The 17632-nt window shown below is 36.2% G+C and carries 20 protein-coding genes; 12 read left to right on the top strand and 8 right to left on the bottom strand.

The genetic code is table 11. The annotated features are described in order from the left end of the window. Positions 1-19: 19 nt before the first annotated feature. The 4 genes from MHB44_RS07725 to MHB44_RS07740 form a co-directional block, all read right to left on the bottom strand. Positions 20-787 carry a hypothetical protein gene (locus MHB44_RS07725; RefSeq protein WP_341302245.1) on the bottom strand — a complete coding sequence of 256 codons (768 nt, stop codon included), beginning with the start codon at positions 785-787 and terminating at the stop codon, positions 20-22. Beyond that, entirely contained in the window at positions 784-1323 is a 540-nt protein-coding gene (locus MHB44_RS07730; protein WP_341302246.1) for a hypothetical protein, read from the bottom strand. Before MHB44_RS07730 ends, MHB44_RS07725 begins: the two co-directional genes overlap by 4 nt. A 248-nt stretch (positions 1324-1571) precedes the next feature. Next, complete coding sequence (locus MHB44_RS07735; RefSeq protein WP_341302247.1) at positions 1572-2048, bottom strand: hypothetical protein; 477 nt, start codon at positions 2046-2048, stop codon at positions 1572-1574. Between the two features lie 72 nt (positions 2049-2120). Beyond that, positions 2121-2630, bottom strand: coding sequence for a hypothetical protein (locus tag MHB44_RS07740; protein WP_341302248.1), 510 nt, complete (start codon positions 2628-2630; stop codon positions 2121-2123). 217 nt (positions 2631-2847) lie between these two features. Between MHB44_RS07740 and MHB44_RS07745 the strand changes: the two genes are divergently transcribed. The 8 genes from MHB44_RS07745 (at position 2848) to MHB44_RS07780 (ending at position 9397) form a co-directional block, all read left to right on the top strand. Then, positions 2848-4158 (top strand): hypothetical protein, encoded by a 1311-nt coding sequence (locus MHB44_RS07745; RefSeq protein WP_341302249.1) that lies wholly within the window; start codon positions 2848-2850, stop codon positions 4156-4158. Between the two features lie 16 nt (positions 4159-4174). Further along, a complete protein-coding gene (locus MHB44_RS07750; RefSeq protein ID WP_341302250.1) occupies positions 4175-5161 on the top strand; it encodes a hypothetical protein in 987 nt (328 codons plus the stop codon). A 224-nt stretch (positions 5162-5385) separates the two neighbouring features. Further along, positions 5386-5856, top strand: a complete 471-nt coding sequence (locus MHB44_RS07755; protein WP_341302251.1) for a hypothetical protein — start codon at positions 5386-5388, stop codon at positions 5854-5856. Positions 5857-5898: 42 nt separating this feature from the next. Next, positions 5899-6069, top strand: coding sequence for a hypothetical protein (locus tag MHB44_RS07760; RefSeq protein WP_341302252.1), 171 nt, complete (start codon positions 5899-5901; stop codon positions 6067-6069). A 261-nt stretch (positions 6070-6330) separates the two neighbouring features. Continuing rightward, positions 6331-6513, top strand: a complete 183-nt coding sequence (locus MHB44_RS07765; protein ID WP_053994279.1) for a hypothetical protein — start codon at positions 6331-6333, stop codon at positions 6511-6513. 39 nt (positions 6514-6552) lie between these two features. Continuing rightward, positions 6553-7149: a 3D domain-containing protein gene (locus MHB44_RS07770; protein WP_341302253.1), complete on the top strand. Its 597-nt coding sequence runs from the start codon at positions 6553-6555 to the stop codon at positions 7147-7149. A gap of 124 nt (positions 7150-7273) precedes the next feature. Then, positions 7274-7804, top strand: a complete 531-nt coding sequence (locus MHB44_RS07775) for a hypothetical protein (protein WP_341302254.1) — start codon at positions 7274-7276, stop codon at positions 7802-7804. Positions 7805-7819: 15 nt separating this feature from the next. Further along, positions 7820-9397 carry a flotillin family protein gene (locus MHB44_RS07780; RefSeq protein ID WP_341302255.1) on the top strand — a complete coding sequence of 526 codons (1578 nt, stop codon included), beginning with the start codon at positions 7820-7822 and terminating at the stop codon, positions 9395-9397. Positions 9398-9548: 151 nt separating this feature from the next. Here the strand turns inward: MHB44_RS07780 and MHB44_RS07785 are convergent, their stop codons facing one another. Both MHB44_RS07785 and MHB44_RS07790 read right to left on the bottom strand, forming a co-directional pair. Further along, positions 9549-10094, bottom strand: a complete 546-nt coding sequence (locus MHB44_RS07785; RefSeq protein WP_341302256.1) for a GNAT family protein — start codon at positions 10092-10094, stop codon at positions 9549-9551. A 13-nt stretch (positions 10095-10107) separates the two neighbouring features. After that, positions 10108-10932 (bottom strand): methyl-accepting chemotaxis protein, encoded by an 825-nt coding sequence (locus MHB44_RS07790; protein WP_341302257.1) that lies wholly within the window; start codon positions 10930-10932, stop codon positions 10108-10110. Between the two features lie 297 nt (positions 10933-11229). On the opposite strand from MHB44_RS07790, the gene MHB44_RS07795 reads away from it, so the two are divergent. Next, a complete protein-coding gene (locus tag MHB44_RS07795; RefSeq protein WP_341302258.1) occupies positions 11230-12438 on the top strand; it encodes an MFS transporter in 1209 nt (402 codons plus the stop codon). 21 nt (positions 12439-12459) lie between these two features. Beyond that, positions 12460-13188, top strand: a complete 729-nt coding sequence (locus tag MHB44_RS07800) for a sulfite exporter TauE/SafE family protein (protein WP_341302259.1) — start codon at positions 12460-12462, stop codon at positions 13186-13188. Positions 13189-13240: 52 nt separating this feature from the next. On the opposite strand, the gene MHB44_RS07805 is transcribed toward MHB44_RS07800, so the two are convergent. Beyond that, the gene (locus tag MHB44_RS07805; protein WP_341302260.1) at positions 13241-14023 is read right to left on the bottom strand and encodes an SDR family oxidoreductase; all 783 of its coding nucleotides are present in this window, start codon (positions 14021-14023) and stop codon (positions 13241-13243) included. Between the two features lie 784 nt (positions 14024-14807). Further along, positions 14808-15056 carry a ferredoxin gene (locus MHB44_RS07810; protein ID WP_053994288.1) on the bottom strand — a complete coding sequence of 83 codons (249 nt, stop codon included), beginning with the start codon at positions 15054-15056 and terminating at the stop codon, positions 14808-14810. A 103-nt stretch (positions 15057-15159) separates the two neighbouring features. Here MHB44_RS07810 and MHB44_RS07815 point away from each other — a divergent pair, with 103 nt between their 5' ends. Together MHB44_RS07815 and MHB44_RS07820 are read left to right on the top strand one after the other, a co-directional pair. Next, positions 15160-16188, top strand: coding sequence for a helix-turn-helix domain-containing protein (locus tag MHB44_RS07815; RefSeq protein ID WP_341302261.1), 1029 nt, complete (start codon positions 15160-15162; stop codon positions 16186-16188). After that, the gene (locus tag MHB44_RS07820) at positions 16189-17631 is read left to right on the top strand and encodes an ATP-dependent DNA helicase RecQ (RefSeq protein ID WP_341302262.1); all 1443 of its coding nucleotides are present in this window, start codon (positions 16189-16191) and stop codon (positions 17629-17631) included. Position 17632: the final 1 nt, after the last annotated feature.

Consider the following 17632-nt stretch of genomic DNA (forward strand, 5'->3'; position numbering starts at 1 on the left):
TTACCATCCTTTTTAATTGTTATTTTTTATTTGAACTAGGCTCAAGTCCTAGTTTTTTCATTTGTTGATCAAATGCTGATTTTGTGATAATGACATCCTCATTTTTCTTTGGTTCTTCAATATGACCTAGCCAATGAGGAAGGTCTTGGTCATTTTTAAATTCGATCATTCCAGAGTAGCGAGCATGAAGAATGGCATTGCTACTTACCATATAGTCCATACGGAGGAGCCCTTTATGGAATTGATATAAAGTTAACTGCTCAATTTCATGATAGGGTAGGCCCGATTTACAATGATAGGCGATGATTTGCTGCTCTAAATCAGCCTGCTTTGTTTTTCTTTTAGCCATAAAGGCACGTGCTTCCTGAATAGCCTTTTTTGTGTCAGGATCAATAAATTCATCATCTAAATCAATAAGATTTTGTTCACTAATAATGGTTTTGATAGTATCAAAATCGCGCTCATGTAATGTGATACCATTCACAATTACAAAAGCCATACCCTTTTCATTGATTGAAATTTGTATATCCTCGGTTTTAAACACTAAACGATATAATGCTAGTAATTTCTCTAGCACTCGATGCTCATCATTACTTTGAGACACAGTCAGTAAAAAAAGGAGATACGACATTCGAATAATCTCTGGCTGTTGAAAATCATTCTTTGGTAAAAGCAAGCATTGCACGGCATCATAAAATTCATCAGTATCCTTCATTTTGACAGGATAAATATTTAACCCTTTATAGAGAAAGGGTTTTCCAAAAGCCTTGTTAGTAGTGTACTTCATAATCGATAACCTGTAGGCAGCTGACCTGAGGACATGCTATAAATCCAGCGATAGCCTATAAAATCTTGAGGGACATTGGGAATAGGCAGTCCACTATGGAATCTTAAATCTCCAAATTCTTCAATACTCTCTTGAAATAATAGTTCATTTAATATTTCACCAAGCCAATCGAGACGAAAATCAATAGGAGTAATAGACACAGGGGTATAAATATCAAAAATATAGTGTTGTGTACTTGAATAAGGGTTATCCGTATATTGATTTTGGCTTTTTACATAATTTTTTTGAGGCATACGAGGACCTGTATATAAGCAGATTCTACAATGTGTTTCAGGTGCTAAATCATTTGTTTTATCACCAATAACGATTAATTTGCTAAGTATATGATCTTTCTCAGGCAATTGAGAGACATCCATTTTTAATGGGTCCAGTGGATCATCTGATGGATCCATTGGTATGTAGTAGAGCAACCGAAGCAGTTTTTCATTATTTACCAATGTGTGATAAAATTCAGTTAGGTTTTTTACAATTTTCATTCTCCTTTATCCTCCTAAAGAAGAGTGTAATGTTGAAGGTGTCTTAATAAAAGATCATAATTTTACATTAATTCATACATACAATGGTCATCACCCTCTTTCATTTCATAGAGATAATCATGCTGGGTTTACGAGTTTGCCTAAAATATCTTTTATTAAAATGAAACCTTCATGATAGGTCTGTGAAAAGTGTACAGACCTATTAGAATACCTCATTTATTAGTATGTGTTTTAAATTAATTCACTTATTAAATGGAATCCTCATCTATATCTTCAATCCCAAAGGCCAAAGCTTCAAAATAGGAAGTATTGGAAAATGTATTATGTCTGCTGGAGCCTTTTTGAATTTCTTTTTGCTTATAGTGGGAGAGTACATAATTATCTTGTAATCGATGTTGTGAGCGCTGGTTTTTCAGTAATTTTGTTAATGTTCTACGTCTTTTATGACGTTTCTTGGCTTCCTTAATATAGTGTAAATTTTCTTCCTCTAATAAAAGTTCTTCTCTTGTGAAATAGCCTTTTGTTATGTAGTAGCCAAGCATATCTAATAAAATAATCGTCTTGTAAGTTTGAGAGGTTGCTGTTAAATACATTTCTAAAGAGATTTCCTCTCCTCTAAAAGTGATTTTTTCATTTTCTAAAATTGATTGTATGTATTGAACTCTCTCCGCTATAGGAAGCTCTATATTTAATTCGATGATCGTGTGAGGTAATTGTAATTTCATATGTACGCTCCTTCTACTTATTAGGGTGGCTAGTGTAGCTATAAATCCAATTTTTCTGCCCAAACGAATGTTCTATTTATTTTTACATTTTTTGCATTGTGAATGAAACAAATCTTTACTACTATTATTGACACTAAAAAATTCATCTGTAGCTGGCAAAATATCATGGCATTTACTGCATCGTTTTGTTTTTAGCTGTAGTTTTTGAATATAGGTAACTTTTCTCCATTGGCGATCATTCTCTTGTTTGATTTTTTGACAAATTGTATTAAATCTACTTCCTACAGTTTTAACGGGTATCCCTAATAGTTTGCCAATCGTATAATAAGAATAGTCTCTCGCAATATATGAGAGTAATGTAGTTTGTTCTTTATTTAAAGATTTTTCAATTAATTTATCTAAATCAGCAAATAAAGCAATGACATCTGTATTCATTTTTAAAGAATTGGTCGCGCAAACACCCTGATTGAAGTTTGTATCATCAACGGACCCTCTAAATGTTAATAATTCTTTAATAACAGCTGTATCGGATAATACTAATTGGTTATACTTTGTATCTTTACTTGTTTGAAAAGCCATCATCTGTTCATCTCCTTTAAACCTTCCATATTTATGCTTTTGTTTATTATAATCCTATTAGTAAATAAATCAATCAAAATTTTGAATTAATTTATCTATTGGTTTAAAAAACACAGATATTTTTAAGTTAATTAATTTAAAATTTATTACTTTTTAAAATAGTATATGTTACTATTAAATTGATTAACTTTAAAAAGGTAAAATAAGGGAGTGATGAAAATTGAAGGTCGGCAAAACGAGAGAATTATTAATAAAGGAGATTCAAAAAAAAATTCCTTTATTAGTGCAACATGATTCAATTTTAGAAGAAGTTTCTATGCAGCTTCATCAACATCATATGAGCATAGGTCATATTCTTGCATTAATAAATGATAAAAACAATTTAAATGAGGCGAATTTACAGGAGCTATTATTGCTTGGAGAACAGCTTCATTTAAAATTTGCTGATAGTGAAGCGGATTGGTTAGCAGAATGGCTTAATCCGTCAGAGGTGAAAGAATTAAGAATGTACATAAAAGAGTCGCCCTATGAGGAAACGATCACATTACCCTATACATTTGAGAATGTTCTGCAAGTAGGACGCAATGAGTATGTTGCAGTCATTCCTAATTCAATGATTGGTAAGCTTTGGATGAGCGGAATTACTATGTATAACCCAAATATTCAGCGTCAAGCAAAAAAGAAAAAGGTGAAAAATGGAATTATAGAGGTGATGAATCTGAATCCTAAATCTTTGCAAGCTATTGAAAAGCAAGCCTTGGAGGGGGATTTAATAACCTCTACATTACGCTATAATGCCAAAGTAGGCTCTGGAGCGGATGGGATTGAACTTGATTATAATGAAAGAGAGCAAACACTTACATTATTAACAGGTACTTTAGTGGATATTTTGGATGGTGCCCATCGTACATTCTCTCTCTACAATGCCTATATGAAAAAGGTAGACTTGGCAGGAAGTATGATTGTTATTTTTTCCAATATGACAGAGGCTCAGTGTAAACGAGTGCAGGTAGATATGGCAAAGGCTAATCCCATTCCAAAGCCAAGACTACAGGAGCTGGCAAAAAATAAATTATCGGATGAGGTTGTGATTGAATTAAAGGCTGAAGGGGAATTAAAAGAAAAAATTACATCCAATTCCACTATTAAATATTCGTATGGGGAGGTCATTACCTTTTCGGAATTATCGAATGCTATCGATAACAGCTTTCATTTAGAAAACCGTCTAGCAGTAATAAAGGTAGCGAAAGTGATCAATGATTATATGATGTATGTATTTGCCTATTATAAGCCGAATTTATTTGATAAACATTCATTAATGTTTAAAAGCCGGATGTTTATTGGCCATATAGAATTAGCTGCTCGTATGTTTGAGCATCATATTCCATTTGAAAACGTCCATAAATATTTAGATAAAATTGACTTTGCTATTGATAATCCTTTATGGGAGGAAGTTGGAATTCTTAAATATGGTAGTATTAGTGCACGTAACAGAGCAAAAATTCAACAGGTGTTTCAACAACTAATTTAAGAATGAGGTGTAAAAGATGCTGAAAGAAAATGTTTTAAATAAGGATATTAAGGAATGGTATCTCAAATCATTAGATGTCCAGGAAAATAGCTTGACCACTTATTTATCATTATTGAATAAAGCAGCATTATTAGAAAATCAAAAAAATAAAGATATCTTTGATATGAATAAGGTAGAATTGGAAGAATTATTTTATAGTTTTAAGTCCCCAAGCCCACAGTCTATTAGCGCCTCTATTGGTTTTATTGCCAGATATATTGATTGGGCCATTATGAACGGTTATACAAATAATCGTTCTCAAAGGCTTCCTAGCGTTATTGATATGGACTATTGCCATCAATTTATTTATAAAGCCTCCATTGTGCGCTATACAAGAGCGCAATTAGTAACATATATGCAGTCGTTTGATGACCAAAGACATGCAGTATTTTTGCTTTGTTTATTTGAGGGCATTAAGGGGGAGGGCTATAGTGAGATTTTAAATTTAAAAATGGAAGATTTGAAACACGAACATGGCGCTTGCTATGCTAGATTGAGAAACGACAAGGGCTATACGAGAACAATTGAAATCTCGGAAGATTTATATTGGAGATTGGAGAGGCTAGATAAGGTATCTTCAACTAGTGGACAAGCCAAGCAGGGACAAAAGTACTTTTCAGATAGTACCTATATATTCAAAAAAGCAAATGCGAAGGGTGAAGATATTCAGCTTAAAGCATCATTTGGAAATAGAGCCCTAAATTTGGCGAAAACTATTTTCGACAATCGTAATTTGATTGCAAGTACCATTCAAGTCTCAGGTATGATGTGGTATATATGGGAACTACTCAAGGATAAAGAAGAAAAATTGCTGAATAAAGAAGTATTAGAGAAAGTTGCTAATAAGTATGATACTGGTTATGTCAACAAGGATAGTAAGTATGTAAGCTATTCTATACTGCAGCATAAGTTAGATTTTGATTTTATACAAGAAAATTATGGTTTCTTTCTTATAGACTTGTAGAACTGGTGAAATACCAGTTTTTTTATTTGCTAAAAAATAAAGAGTTATGTAAGAGAAAAAGCATAGGAGGAGCGCGAAAAGCAGGCTTCTACTAGATTGAGAAATCATAAAAAGCTTAAATCTGTAAATATTCTCTAAAAATGAACTTGAAAAAGAACGTTTGTTCGTGTTAAGATAAAATCAAATATCTTTAATGTGATCTTGTAGGCTAAGGAGGGATTTGCATGAATGACAAAGAAACAACAGCAATACTTGAGCTAGTTATCTATAAAGATAGTGATGTGTCTGAAGCGTTAATGAATAATTTCTATGGCAGCATATCGAATGTCATTTTAAAGGATGAAGGAGGTAATATGCTTGCATGTGAATGTATGGATAGCTCTTTTTCAAGTTTAGTTGTGATGGATAAATGGAATGAGGATGAGGTTGAACTAATAAAAGGGGTAGGTGATACCAAATTTATTTATAAAAAAGCTCAGGACATGGATATCTATTTCGATAGTTTAGTGCAGTTAGATGAGAGTAAAGAGAATATTTATTGTGTGGTGGAATTCCAAAAAATTATTTATTTATATAATGGACTTCAACGAAAATCTATTATCGATACCCGCATTACATGTTTAAAAAGTCTTAAAAATTATTTAATGCTTTACTACCCAAAGCATAAAGTTTTAGAAAGAATGGATGGAGTATAGAATCTTTATAGGTTAATTAATGAAAAAATAAGAGGTATTTGAATGGAGAAGTTTTTAGTGAAGGAATTTGCATCTGCCATAGTTGAACAATCAAAAGGCAGAATAAGCATAATAGATGCTGAAGCATTAGCCATTGTTTACTTGGCAAAGATGAAAAAATTTAATCCAACTCCTTGCCTGAAATGGGCAGCCCAAGAAATCATAGAGAACTAAAAAGACGTATAACTATTTTTAGAAAATGAAAGGGGTGATGAACGATTTATACGAAGCATCCAAACGCTATCTATGAAAAATATGGAGTTAGTGTCCTAAAAGATGATAAAAATAATAAATGGAGGATTAGTACAATTAGAGGATGACTTTATTTATACGAAAAAATTCCATTCAAGGAGGGCTGCACAAAAATATTTAGATAAATTAATTGGAAATATTATAAGTATAAATAATTAAAATTCATTGAAGGGAATGAGTGAAATGAACATTCTAAAAGATGAACATATCTATCATTTAAAAATTGATAGTCGCGCTATGGCACTCGCTTATAAAGAAATGGGTGAGCTAAATTTACATATTTCTAGGGAAATGGATTATTTAGAATGGGAGGCACATAAAATTTTAGAAAGTTTTTTAGAAAAAATAAAAATACTAGATATTTAATAATTATACATAAAAGAGCTGATATTGGAGTTTTAAGAAATGATGAATTATAAAGGTATTTTAGTTGTATATTTTATGACCCTTTGTTGGTTTATCCTACTAGAACATACTAGATATGATAATCATAGTTTAGATTATCGAGAGGTTTTTCAAAATGCACCCAAGTATAAATATGAAAAAGCTGTAATAGTTATTAATAGTAAAGCGGAGCAGTTAAAAAAAGAAAAATATCTTAAGCAATTAGCATTACAAAAATTACGAGTCGAGCAGGAGCTCCATAAAGAACAGCAGAAACAAATACAACATTCACGTTCAGAGAATAGTCATAATGAGTGGGTAAATTTTCATGCAACCTATTATGGTCATGATTGTAGAGGCTGTAGTGGTATTACTGCTACTGGCATAAATGTTCGGAATCGTATTTATTTTAATCATTTAAGAATTGTAGCAGTCGATCCAACCATTATTCCATTAGGGACCATTGTTGAAATTCAAACTCCCTATGAACGGTTTAAGGCAATTGCTGCGGATAAAGGTGGTGCGATTAAAGGACATAGATTAGATATACTGGTGGAATCTGAACGGATTGCTGCTCAATATGGCAGACATGATGTGCAATTATTAATCATAAAATAAGGAAGAATTTTATACATATTAGTTAGGAGCATTCTTGAGATGCTCCTCTTTTTTTGAAAATTTTTGAAACTTTTTATAGGAGACATCCGTATAGTAGGTAACAAGATGAAAAGGGGTGAGCAACTTGACGCTATTTGGCTATTCACTCGAGCAGATCTTTTTGGTAGTTTTAATTTTCGCTGGTCTTGCTACAATATTGCTAATGTTTTTTGGCGATGCTGTCGAAGGTATTGGGGAAGGACTGCCTATTTTTAATCCGAGTGTGATTCTATCATTTCTAACGTTGATGTCAGCAGCAGGATTTATTTTGGAGAAACTAGCCTTGTTTTCTAGCGTTTGGAACATTATTGCTGCATGTATCATCGGAGCTATTCTAAGTGCCATCTTTTATTTATTTGTACTTGTGCCGCTTCGATCAGCCGATGTTTCTCTCGCCTATACAGAGGAATCGTTAGGTGGTCAATTAGGAAGGGTCATCGTGCCAATTCCAGTAGATGGCTTTGGAGAGGTTGTGATTGAAACGGCAAGCGGTATGATTTCGAAAAGGGCAACAGGCTATGATAATGAAGCCATTGACTACGATGTTACGGTACTTGTTGTCGATGTAAAGGATGGCACACTTCTTGTAAAATCCTATGAGAAAAAATTTATATAAAGGAGAGATTGATTTATGTCGATAGAGATTTTAATTGCAATCGGTATTGTCGTATTTATCTTAATCGCACTTATTGGCTTGTATGTCACAAAATATCGTACTGCGGGTCCCGATGAGGCACTGATTGTTACAGGTAGCTATCTTGGCTCCAAAAATGTACATAAGGATGAGTCAGGAAATCGTATAAAAATTATTCGCGGTGGCGGTACATTTGTATTCCCGATTTTCCAGCAAGCACAACCATTAAGCCTATTATCCAGTAAGCTGGATGTAACAACACCTGAGGTTTATACAGAGCAGGGTGTACCGGTAATGGCTGATGGAACAGCCATTATTAAAATTGGTGGCTCTATTTCTGAAATTGCTACAGCGGCAGAGCAATTTTTAGGCAAGCAGAAGGATGAGCGTGAAAATGAGGCACGTGAAGTATTAGAAGGTCATTTACGTTCCATTTTAGGTTCAATGACAGTAGAGGAAATTTATAAAAACCGTGATAAGTTCTCTCAGGAAGTACAGCGAGTGGCTTCTCAAGACTTAGCTAAAATGGGTTTAACGATTGTGTCCTTTACGATTAAGGATGTACGTGATAAAAATGGTTACTTAGAGTCACTTGGTAAGCCTCGTATTGCGCAAGTGAAACGTGATGCTGATATTGCAACGGCTGATGCGGAAAAAGAAACACGTATTAAGCGTGCAGAAGCCTCTAAGGAAGCGCAAAAAGCTGAGCTTGAGCGTGCAACAGAGATTGCTGAAGCGGAAAAAGAAAACCAATTAAAGGTGGCTGAATTCCGCCGTGAGCAAGATATTGCTAAAGCTCGTGCTGACCAAGCCTATGAACTTGAAACAGCCCGTGCCAAGCAGGAAGTAACAGAACAAGAAATGCAAATTCGTATTATTGAGCGTCAAAAGCAAATTGAATTAGAGGAAAAAGAGATTTTACGTCGTGAGAAGCAATATGATTCCGAGGTGAAAAAGAAAGCAGATGCTGACCGTTATGCCATTGAGCAAAATGCTTCAGCCGAAAAAATGCGTGAGCTTGCACAGGCAGATGCTGAAAAATATCGTATCGAGTCCTTGGCAAAGGCAGAAGCGGAGAAAATTCGCTTAGATGGTCTGGCTAAAGCAGATGCTGAGCGTGCAAAAGGGGAAACAGAGGCAGAAATTATTCGCTTGCGTGGTCTTGCTGAAGCCGAGGCGAAACGTAAAATTGCCGAAGCCTTTGAGCATTATGGTCAAGCGGCTGTGCTTGATATGATTGTTCGCATGATGCCAGAATATGCGAAAGAGCTAGCGAGTCCACTTGGCAATATTGATAAGATTACAGTAGTGGACACTGGTGGTGGTGAAGGCGGCGGTGGCGCTAATAAGGTGACAGCCTATGCAACGAATCTAATGTCTACCTTACAGGAGTCATTGAAGGAAACCTCTGGTATTGATGTCAAGGAATTAATTGAAAGCTATGCTGGTAAACATACACTACGTCCTGAGCTTGAGCAAATTGCAGCAAGTCTTGAGAAAGATATTGATAATGCGAAATCGCTCAATCCACAGGAGAATGCGCTCAATAATGACGTGAAACCGCTCAATTCGTAGGAGAGTGTGCTCAATAATAGTGCGAAACCGCTCAATCCATAAGAGAATGCGCTCAATAATAGTGCGAAATCGCTCAATTCATAGGAGAGTATGCTCAATAATAAGCAAGCGACCTGACAATTTATAGTTGTCAGGTCGCTCTTTTTAGTTATTATTTTCGCTGCTGCCATTCGCTCACAAGTAGGCCATATACAACATGATCCACATAATGATCATAGAGCCATTCTGCTGCGCGAATCGTTCCCTCTTTTACAAAGCCAAGACGTTCAGGAATGGCACGACTTTTCTGATTGCCTTCTGCTACACGGATTTCAACTTTGTGAAGCTGTAATACTTCAAAGGCATATTGTAATAAGGCTTTTACCGTATCGGTCATAATGCCATGACCTTGTGCACCTTCACTAAGCCAATAGCCAATTGTGCCAGTTTTATTGTTAGGATTAATGCTGTTAAAGCCAGCGATGCCAACAATATCTCCTTTAAAAAGAATAACAAAGGAAAGGCTACTATTAGTTTCATGTCCTTTGATACAGCCCTCAATATAGGCTGTTGTATCTGCTATATTCCTTGTATAATCCAGCCAAGGTAGCCATTCTTTCAGATAATCTCTGGAAGCATCGGTTAAGGCAAAAACGGCTGCTGCGTCTTCTAAAGTAATTGTACGTAAAGTTAAGTCATTATCAGTAGTGATTATCATGGATTTCCCCTCATTATTTTAAGGCGTTGTGCATAAAGCCCTTCATTTCTCGACTAAGTACAGTCAATTCTTCAATAATTTCACTAAAATCTTGAACGAGTTGAGCCTGTTCATTTGTCGCATCATTGATTTGTCCCATATTTTGCTTCAGATTGTCAAGATTTCTATTAATATTGCGTAAGGATGATTCGATATTTTCAGTAGCGCTTGAAGTCTCAAAAGATAATTTTCGTACTTCCTGTGCTACGATATTAAAACCAGCACCATGCTGTCCAGCACGAGCAGCCTCAATAGATGCATTTAAGCCTAGTAAATTGGTTTGACGAGAAATACTTTTGATTAAATCTGTCACTTCATTTGTTTTTTCAGAATCCTCTAAAGCGTGCTGTGCCTGCTTATTAATTTCCTCACTTGTAGCGGCTAATTCCTCTGAATGGGAAGCGATGGTATGTACTTTATCTTGGAGGTTATTGACGATTTTATCCATTGTACCCATATAATCCTCAAGTTTTAGCTCATTATCAATCGGCAAACCAAAAGCTAACGCACCGACGACTTTGCCATTTTCGCGAATTGGGAATGAAAAAGCATTGATGGCTACACCATATACATCCTTTGGAATAACGACATCTGCATTTTTGCCACTAAAGGCAATAAAAACATTTTGATCATTGGGATTAACCTTTTGTCCATCTCGATAACCTGAATCTACTCGTTTACCTGCTAAATATTTAACAACGATTTCACTTTCCTTGTCAACGACACCTACAATGGCTTCTTCTTTTAAGGCAAGGTGGATGTAAGGTGCTGCAAGAGTCAATGCTTCAATAATTTTCATAATAATTCCCCCAAATTTAGTTCATAAATAAAAATAACTGGATGATAACAATGGTGCTAGATGGTTACTTTTACTGTAGCATACTATTTGATAACTCAAAATACTAAATTACTAAAAGTTGGGTACAATTTGCTGTGATATTTAGCGAAGATACAGGTAAATCAATAATAATCGTCTAGTGCTGCTACCTAAACATTGAAGCAAATTTGTCTATTTGTTGACAAAGTGTGCGTGTGTTTTCACAAATAGTGTACTAGAATAATAGTTACACGGTGAAAAAATGAAGGAGAGAGTGCTATGGCATATATAAAAAAAGGGACAAGCGCATTTCATAAAGCAAATTGGGCCTTATTTTTAGCAGGCTTTATTACGTTTGCTAATTTATATAATACCCAGCCACTGCTCCCTACATTTGCAGAAGAATTTCAAGTAACACCTGCTATGGCTAGTTTATCTCTTTCAGTGACGACCTTTGCTTTAGCAGTAAGCTTAATTATTGTTAGCTCGTTGTCAGAGGCATGGGGACGAAAATCATTGATGACCATATCCATTTTTGCCGCTTCTATCCTTACACTTGCACTTGCATTTGCCTCTAATTTTGAAATGATTTTACTATTGCGTGTAGTGCAAGGTGCTGTTTTTGCAGGTTTACCTGCGATTGCGATGGCCTATTTAGGAGAGGAAATAGAGCCAGCGAGCTTAGGTATAGCCATGGGCTTATATATCAGTGGGAATTCTGTTGGTGGGCTTAGTGGACGCGTAATTATTGGTACATTAACCGATTTTTATAATTGGCATATAGGTATGTTAATGCTAGGAGGCATTAGTCTTGTTATTAGTGTATTGTTTGTCTGGATGCTACCTAATTCTAAGCATTTCAACGCTCGCCCATTGCAAATAAAAGCATTGACGAGAACGCTTCGGCAACATATGAAAGACCCCTCCATGTTATGTCTTTATGGTATCAGCTTTGTGTTAATGGGGAGCTTTGTTACACTGTATAACTATATTGGCTTTAAATTAATGGCGTCTCCTTATTATTTGAGTGCCACGATTGTAGGTTGGATATTTGTAATTTACTTAGTGGGGACATTTAGCTCCGCTTGGTTTGGCAGCTTAGCTGATCGTTATGGTCGCCAGCCTATGCTATTATTGGCCATAGCCATTATGTTTATAGGCGCGATTGTGACGTTAAATGGGCTGCTTAGTTTAAAAATTATTGGTATTACAATTTTTACCTTTGGCTTTTTTGCAGCACATTCCATCGCAAGCGGCTGGGTGAGTAGGCGAGCGTCCCATGATAAAGCCCAAGCCTCCTCCCTCTATTTATTTTTCTATTATGCTGGTTCTAGTGTTGGTGGAACAGTGGGGGGCGTATTTTGGATGAAGTACGGCTGGATGGGTGTTATAGCCATGATTACTGTATTTTTACTAGTTGCTTGTGTACTATCGTTCTTATTAAAGGGGATCATTGCTAGACAACGTATCGCAGCAACGACTCGATAGCTTTTGATGTGAGGTGACGTTTTGCAGGAATTACTTTTATATTTTTTCATTATCTTAGCAGCTTCTATTTTGCAAACAAGTACAGGATTTGGTTTTTCTATTATGGCCACGCCTTTTCTACTGTTGCTTTTTTTACCACAGGAGGCAATGCAAATTAATATCCTACTATCCCTTGTTATTTCATTTTCTCTGATATGGAAGGTAAGACAGGATATTGATATAGCTTTGCTTAAGAAGGTGATGATCGGCAGTGTTGTAGGCGCCCCGTTTGGTAGCCTACTCTTTGCCTTAGTCGATGTGACGACATTCAAGCTACTTATCGCTATCCTCTTAGTAGGGCTTACGATTCTCTTAATGAAAAATTTCTCTATTCACCAAACAGGCAGTAGAGATTATGGTGTTGGCTTCATTTCAGGCATGTTGACAACAAGTATTGGAATGGCAGGACCGCCATTGTTACTGTATTTTGCGAGCACACATAGAAATAAAGAAACAATTAGAGCTGTTTCGATAGCCTACTATATTTTTATCTATCTTATTAGTTTACTATCTCAAATCATAATTGAAGGCACAAGTAAAATGGTTTGGATGTATAGTATATATGCCTTGCCAATTGTTTTCATTGGTCTAATCTTGGGACAAATACTATTTAATAGATTAAATCAAAGGCTGTTTAGATCATTAATTTATCTTCTGTTAATAGCAGCAGGCCTAATTTTATTGATACAAAGTATATGGACAATGCTATAAATAACAAAAAGAAGTATGGAAAAGATGACGCATCTTCCATACTTCTTTGTTGTTAACCCATAATATTGTAGCCGGCATCAATATAGATTGTTTCACCTGTGACACCACGTGATAGGTGAGAGAGCATCACAAGCGTCATATCTGCTACTTCATCTTGTTGAACATTACGTTTTAAAGGAGCTGTTTCCTCAATTTTGTGTAAAATCGTATTAAAGGATGGAACGCCTTTTGCCGCAAGTGTGCGAATTGCTCCTGCTGAAATCGCATTAACACGAATATTATCCTGTCCAATATCAGCAGCAAGATAACGCATAGAAGCCTCTAATGCAGCTTTTGCTACGCCCATTACATTGTAGCCATCAAGCACGCGCTCTGCACCTAAATAACTCATTGTCACAATAGAGCCACCCTCTGTCATATAAGGGTGTGCCGCTTTTGCTGTTGAAATTAATGAATAAGCACTTGTGTCTTGTGCGAATGCATAGCCCTCACGTGTTGTTTCGAGGAAGCGATTGTGTAAATCTTCCGCATGTGCAAAAGCTACGGAGTGAACAATACCATGAATAACCCCAACCTTTGCCCCTATTTCGTCAAAAGCCGCCTTTGTACTGTCATCACTATTTACATCACATTGGACAATAAACGATTCGGCTTGCCCGATTGCATCTAATTGCTTGTGTAATTTTTTTAGTGAACGTTCCTGACGGTAGGTGAAAATCACATTTGCCCCAACATCAAATAGGCGTTTTGCGATGCCCCAAGCAATACTGCGATCATTTGCTACACCCATCACAACAATATTTTTATCTTTTAATTGTAATAAATTATCCATCATTAGAAAGAACTCTCCTTTATGAGATGATAGCTGTTATTAGTACCAACTACTAAAATAGTATCATACCTAAAATAGTGTTGCAATCATAACATGAAAAGTGTAGCGACTAAACTTGTAAAAAGTTAAATAGTGTTCATATTCATCCATTGCTTGATGTACTGCACTATGCACAGTAATTTTAAAACAATTTTGTGTGCGAATTGTTTGCGCAAGTATTTTCATGGCTCTTGTTTGGCTTTTGTGAAAGAAAGCATTTTGTATTTGAACACCATCATTGAGATAAGCAAGAAAATAAGGTTTCTGAGCTTGTGCTGCTAATACATCAGCCTCAGTGCTTTTTTCGACAGTATTATAACACCCGGGGTACCCAAGTGGAAGGCGATCAAGTAATGTAAATCGTCATTATAGTTCTTTATTTTTGGAATTATTCAAATTCTTTGGAGCTCATCAATTAAAAATGTATTAATGGAATAATCAAAGGCTTTTATAGAGTTCAACACGATACTTGGATTTTAAGAAAAACCAGTTATTTAAAACAGCAGCACATGAATCTAGCTCATTTAGGCATTTTGCATGAACATTGGGGAGAAACGTTTGCCATTTTGCAGTAAGCTGGTTAAGTTGATTCATATGGTTTTTGGTGATATGAAGTAAACTATGTTCTAGTTATAACCGCTCAAACATGAGCACTCCTCGAAGGATTGGTGTGTCTAGCGGTGAACTATAGGATTTTTTTGATAAAAAAGGCACCCATTTAAGGATGCCTTTAAAAGGATCAATACAATTATTCGTATTTTAGTGCATCTCCATCAAAAGATTCATCTGCTACTTTGATAGAGTCAGTTGGACAGCCTTCAAAAGCATCTTGCATATCTTCTAATAGATCTTCTGGAACTTCAGTAGTTCCCATGTTATCATCTAAAATAACGAAGGCAATACCTTCATCATCATAATCATAAATATCTGGTGCTGCGGCTCCACATGCGCCACAAGCGATGCATGTATCTTTATCAACTATTGTGTATTTAGCCATTTTTTTCTCTCCTTTTATGTTCCTACAAAGCTTCATACTCATTTTAAAGATGTTTATCTTACATTTCAACTTAAATACTATTAAATTGGAGGAATTTGCGTCAATGTTTCATCAAATTCTCTTGCAAATCTTTCAAAAACTCAATAAGGAACGAACCATTTCAGCTGCTTATCATATCTTAAAAGGGAAGCGCTCAGGCCAGACCGTTCAAGATATTGGCCTGTTTCAATTGCATCAATATTTTGGCTTATTGCCAAAACTATCTCGTGCAACATTTGATGAGGCAGTTACGTTATTTATGCAATATAGTTGGTTAAAAGTGCAGGAATCTGGTCATTTTTACATGGAAAAGCTAGGTTTACAACGTGCTGCACAAACACCGACCTTTTTCTTTGATGGCTGGCACTATCGAGGAAACGAGCATATATTTTTTGCACGACTCTCTTTAATTGTGCAAAGTTTGTCACATCACACTGCGGCGGTTCATTCTTTTGCACCGATTAGTCGAGACCCGTCCATTCAAGCGTGGGTACGGTCATTTTTGCAGGATCAGCATTACCAAGAAGGACATTTACAGCAATTGTTATTAGCAGAATGCACACAGGCATTAAGAAGCCTTCCAGTGGCAGAAGCAAATAAGCAGTTAGTGCTTTACCGATTAAGTGGCTATCGTTTACCAGGTTGGACATGGCAGCAGCTTGCAAGTGAACGGAAGGAATCTGTTTTAGATAGTCAACTAGCCTTTATTGAGTTGCTGCATATACTATTAAATGAAGTCCTTCAGCACAATAATTATCCATTGCTTAGGCAAGTAGGAGTAGGACTAAAAGTTAAAATATTATTAACGGATTCAGCACAGCACACGGCACAATTATATGAGCAGGGCTATTCCATTGAACAGATTGCGCAAATTCGTCAGCTCAAACGTAGCACAATAGAGGATCATTTTGTCGAAATAGCGATGTATGAGCCGAACTTTTCTATCGGACCATTCGTCTCATTTGAGGAAGCCGAAAAAATTTGGCAGGCATCCAAGCGCTACCAAACAAAAAAATTAAAAATATTACATGAAGCATTGGAGGATATAAGCTACTTTCAATTAAAGCTTGTCCTTGCGAAAGGAGAAGTGTAAATGGAACTTGAACAACTATTACACAAGCATTTTGGCTATACAACATTTCGTCCAGGGCAAAAAGAAGTTGTGGAAGCGATCTTACAAGGACATGACGTAATTGCTTTATTGCCAACAGGTATGGGTAAGTCATTGTGTTATCAGCTCCCAGCATATGCGTTGCAGAAAACGGTATTAATCGTATCGCCATTATTGGCATTGATGCAGGATCAGGTAGAGGAGCTAAAGCGTTTTGGGGAAAAGAGAGTGGTCGCTTTAAATTCATTTTTAGCACCGACAGAAAAGCGTTATGTCCTTCATTTCTTAGACCAGTACCGTTTTATTTTTACATCGCCCGAGATGTTGTTACAACAGCAGGTACAAGAAAGGCTAACACAGATGGAGCTAGGTTTAATCGTCGTAGATGAGGCACATTGTATCTCGCAATGGGGCTTTGATTTTCGTCCTGATTATTTGCGGATTGGCGAATGGTTTGCAAAGGACAATCGTCCACCAATTTTAGCCTTATCGGCAACTGCTACGAGTAAGGTTGTGCAAGATATTCGTGAAACATTATCATTACAGACACCGTTTGAATTTATGTATAATGTAGACCGCCCAAATATTCATTTAGGCCGAGTGCTGCTAGAGGATATGGCTGAGAAAGCAAACTGGCTTATGCAGCATATAAAAGCAACAGCAGGACCAGGTATTTTATATGTATCTTCTCGTAAGCGTGCACAGCAGTATTGTGATGCCTTTTTACAGATGGGTATTCGTACTGCAGCATACCATGCAGGTTATGGAGCGGAGGATCGTCAGTTTATTCAGCAGCAATTTATAGATGATGAGCTAGATTGGATTGTGGCAACGAATGCCTTTGGAATGGGGATTAATAAACCTAATATACGTCAGGTCATTCATGAATCAATGCCAGCTAATGTTGCAAATTATATGCAGGAGATTGGTCGTGCTGGACGTGATGGTCAGTCTGCGCTTGCCATTTTATTGTACTGTGAGGGTGATGAGGAGCTAGCAAAATTTGTAGTAACAGGTGATTTACCAACAGCTAGTCATGTCGATCGCTATCAGGAGCTGCTAGCCCAGCAAATACAGCCAGTTTCTATGTTAAAAAACGGTGAGTTAAGTGAGACAGCTTTTCGTGTATTGGACTATTGGGTTCAACGGGAGTCTATAGAGCAGGTAAAGGCTCGATTCAATCATTTAGCCCTAGAAAAATACCGTGCAGTAGATGATATGCAAAAGCTTATTCAGACAAAAGACTGTATTCGTGAACAACTTATCGAGTATTTTGGGCAAAAATTGCAGAAAAGACCAGAAAACTGTTGCGAAAATTGTGGCATCCATTATGATAAAATCAAGAAAGTGCGATTACAGGAAGAGAAAAAAAGTGAAATGGTTTCTTGGGAAAGTCGACTGCAGCTGCTTTTAATAGGTATGTAGT

The sequence above is a fragment of the Lysinibacillus sp. FSL H8-0500 genome, assembly GCF_038051955.1.
GTDB classification, from domain to species: Bacteria; Bacillota; Bacilli; order Bacillales_A; family Planococcaceae; genus Lysinibacillus; species Lysinibacillus macroides.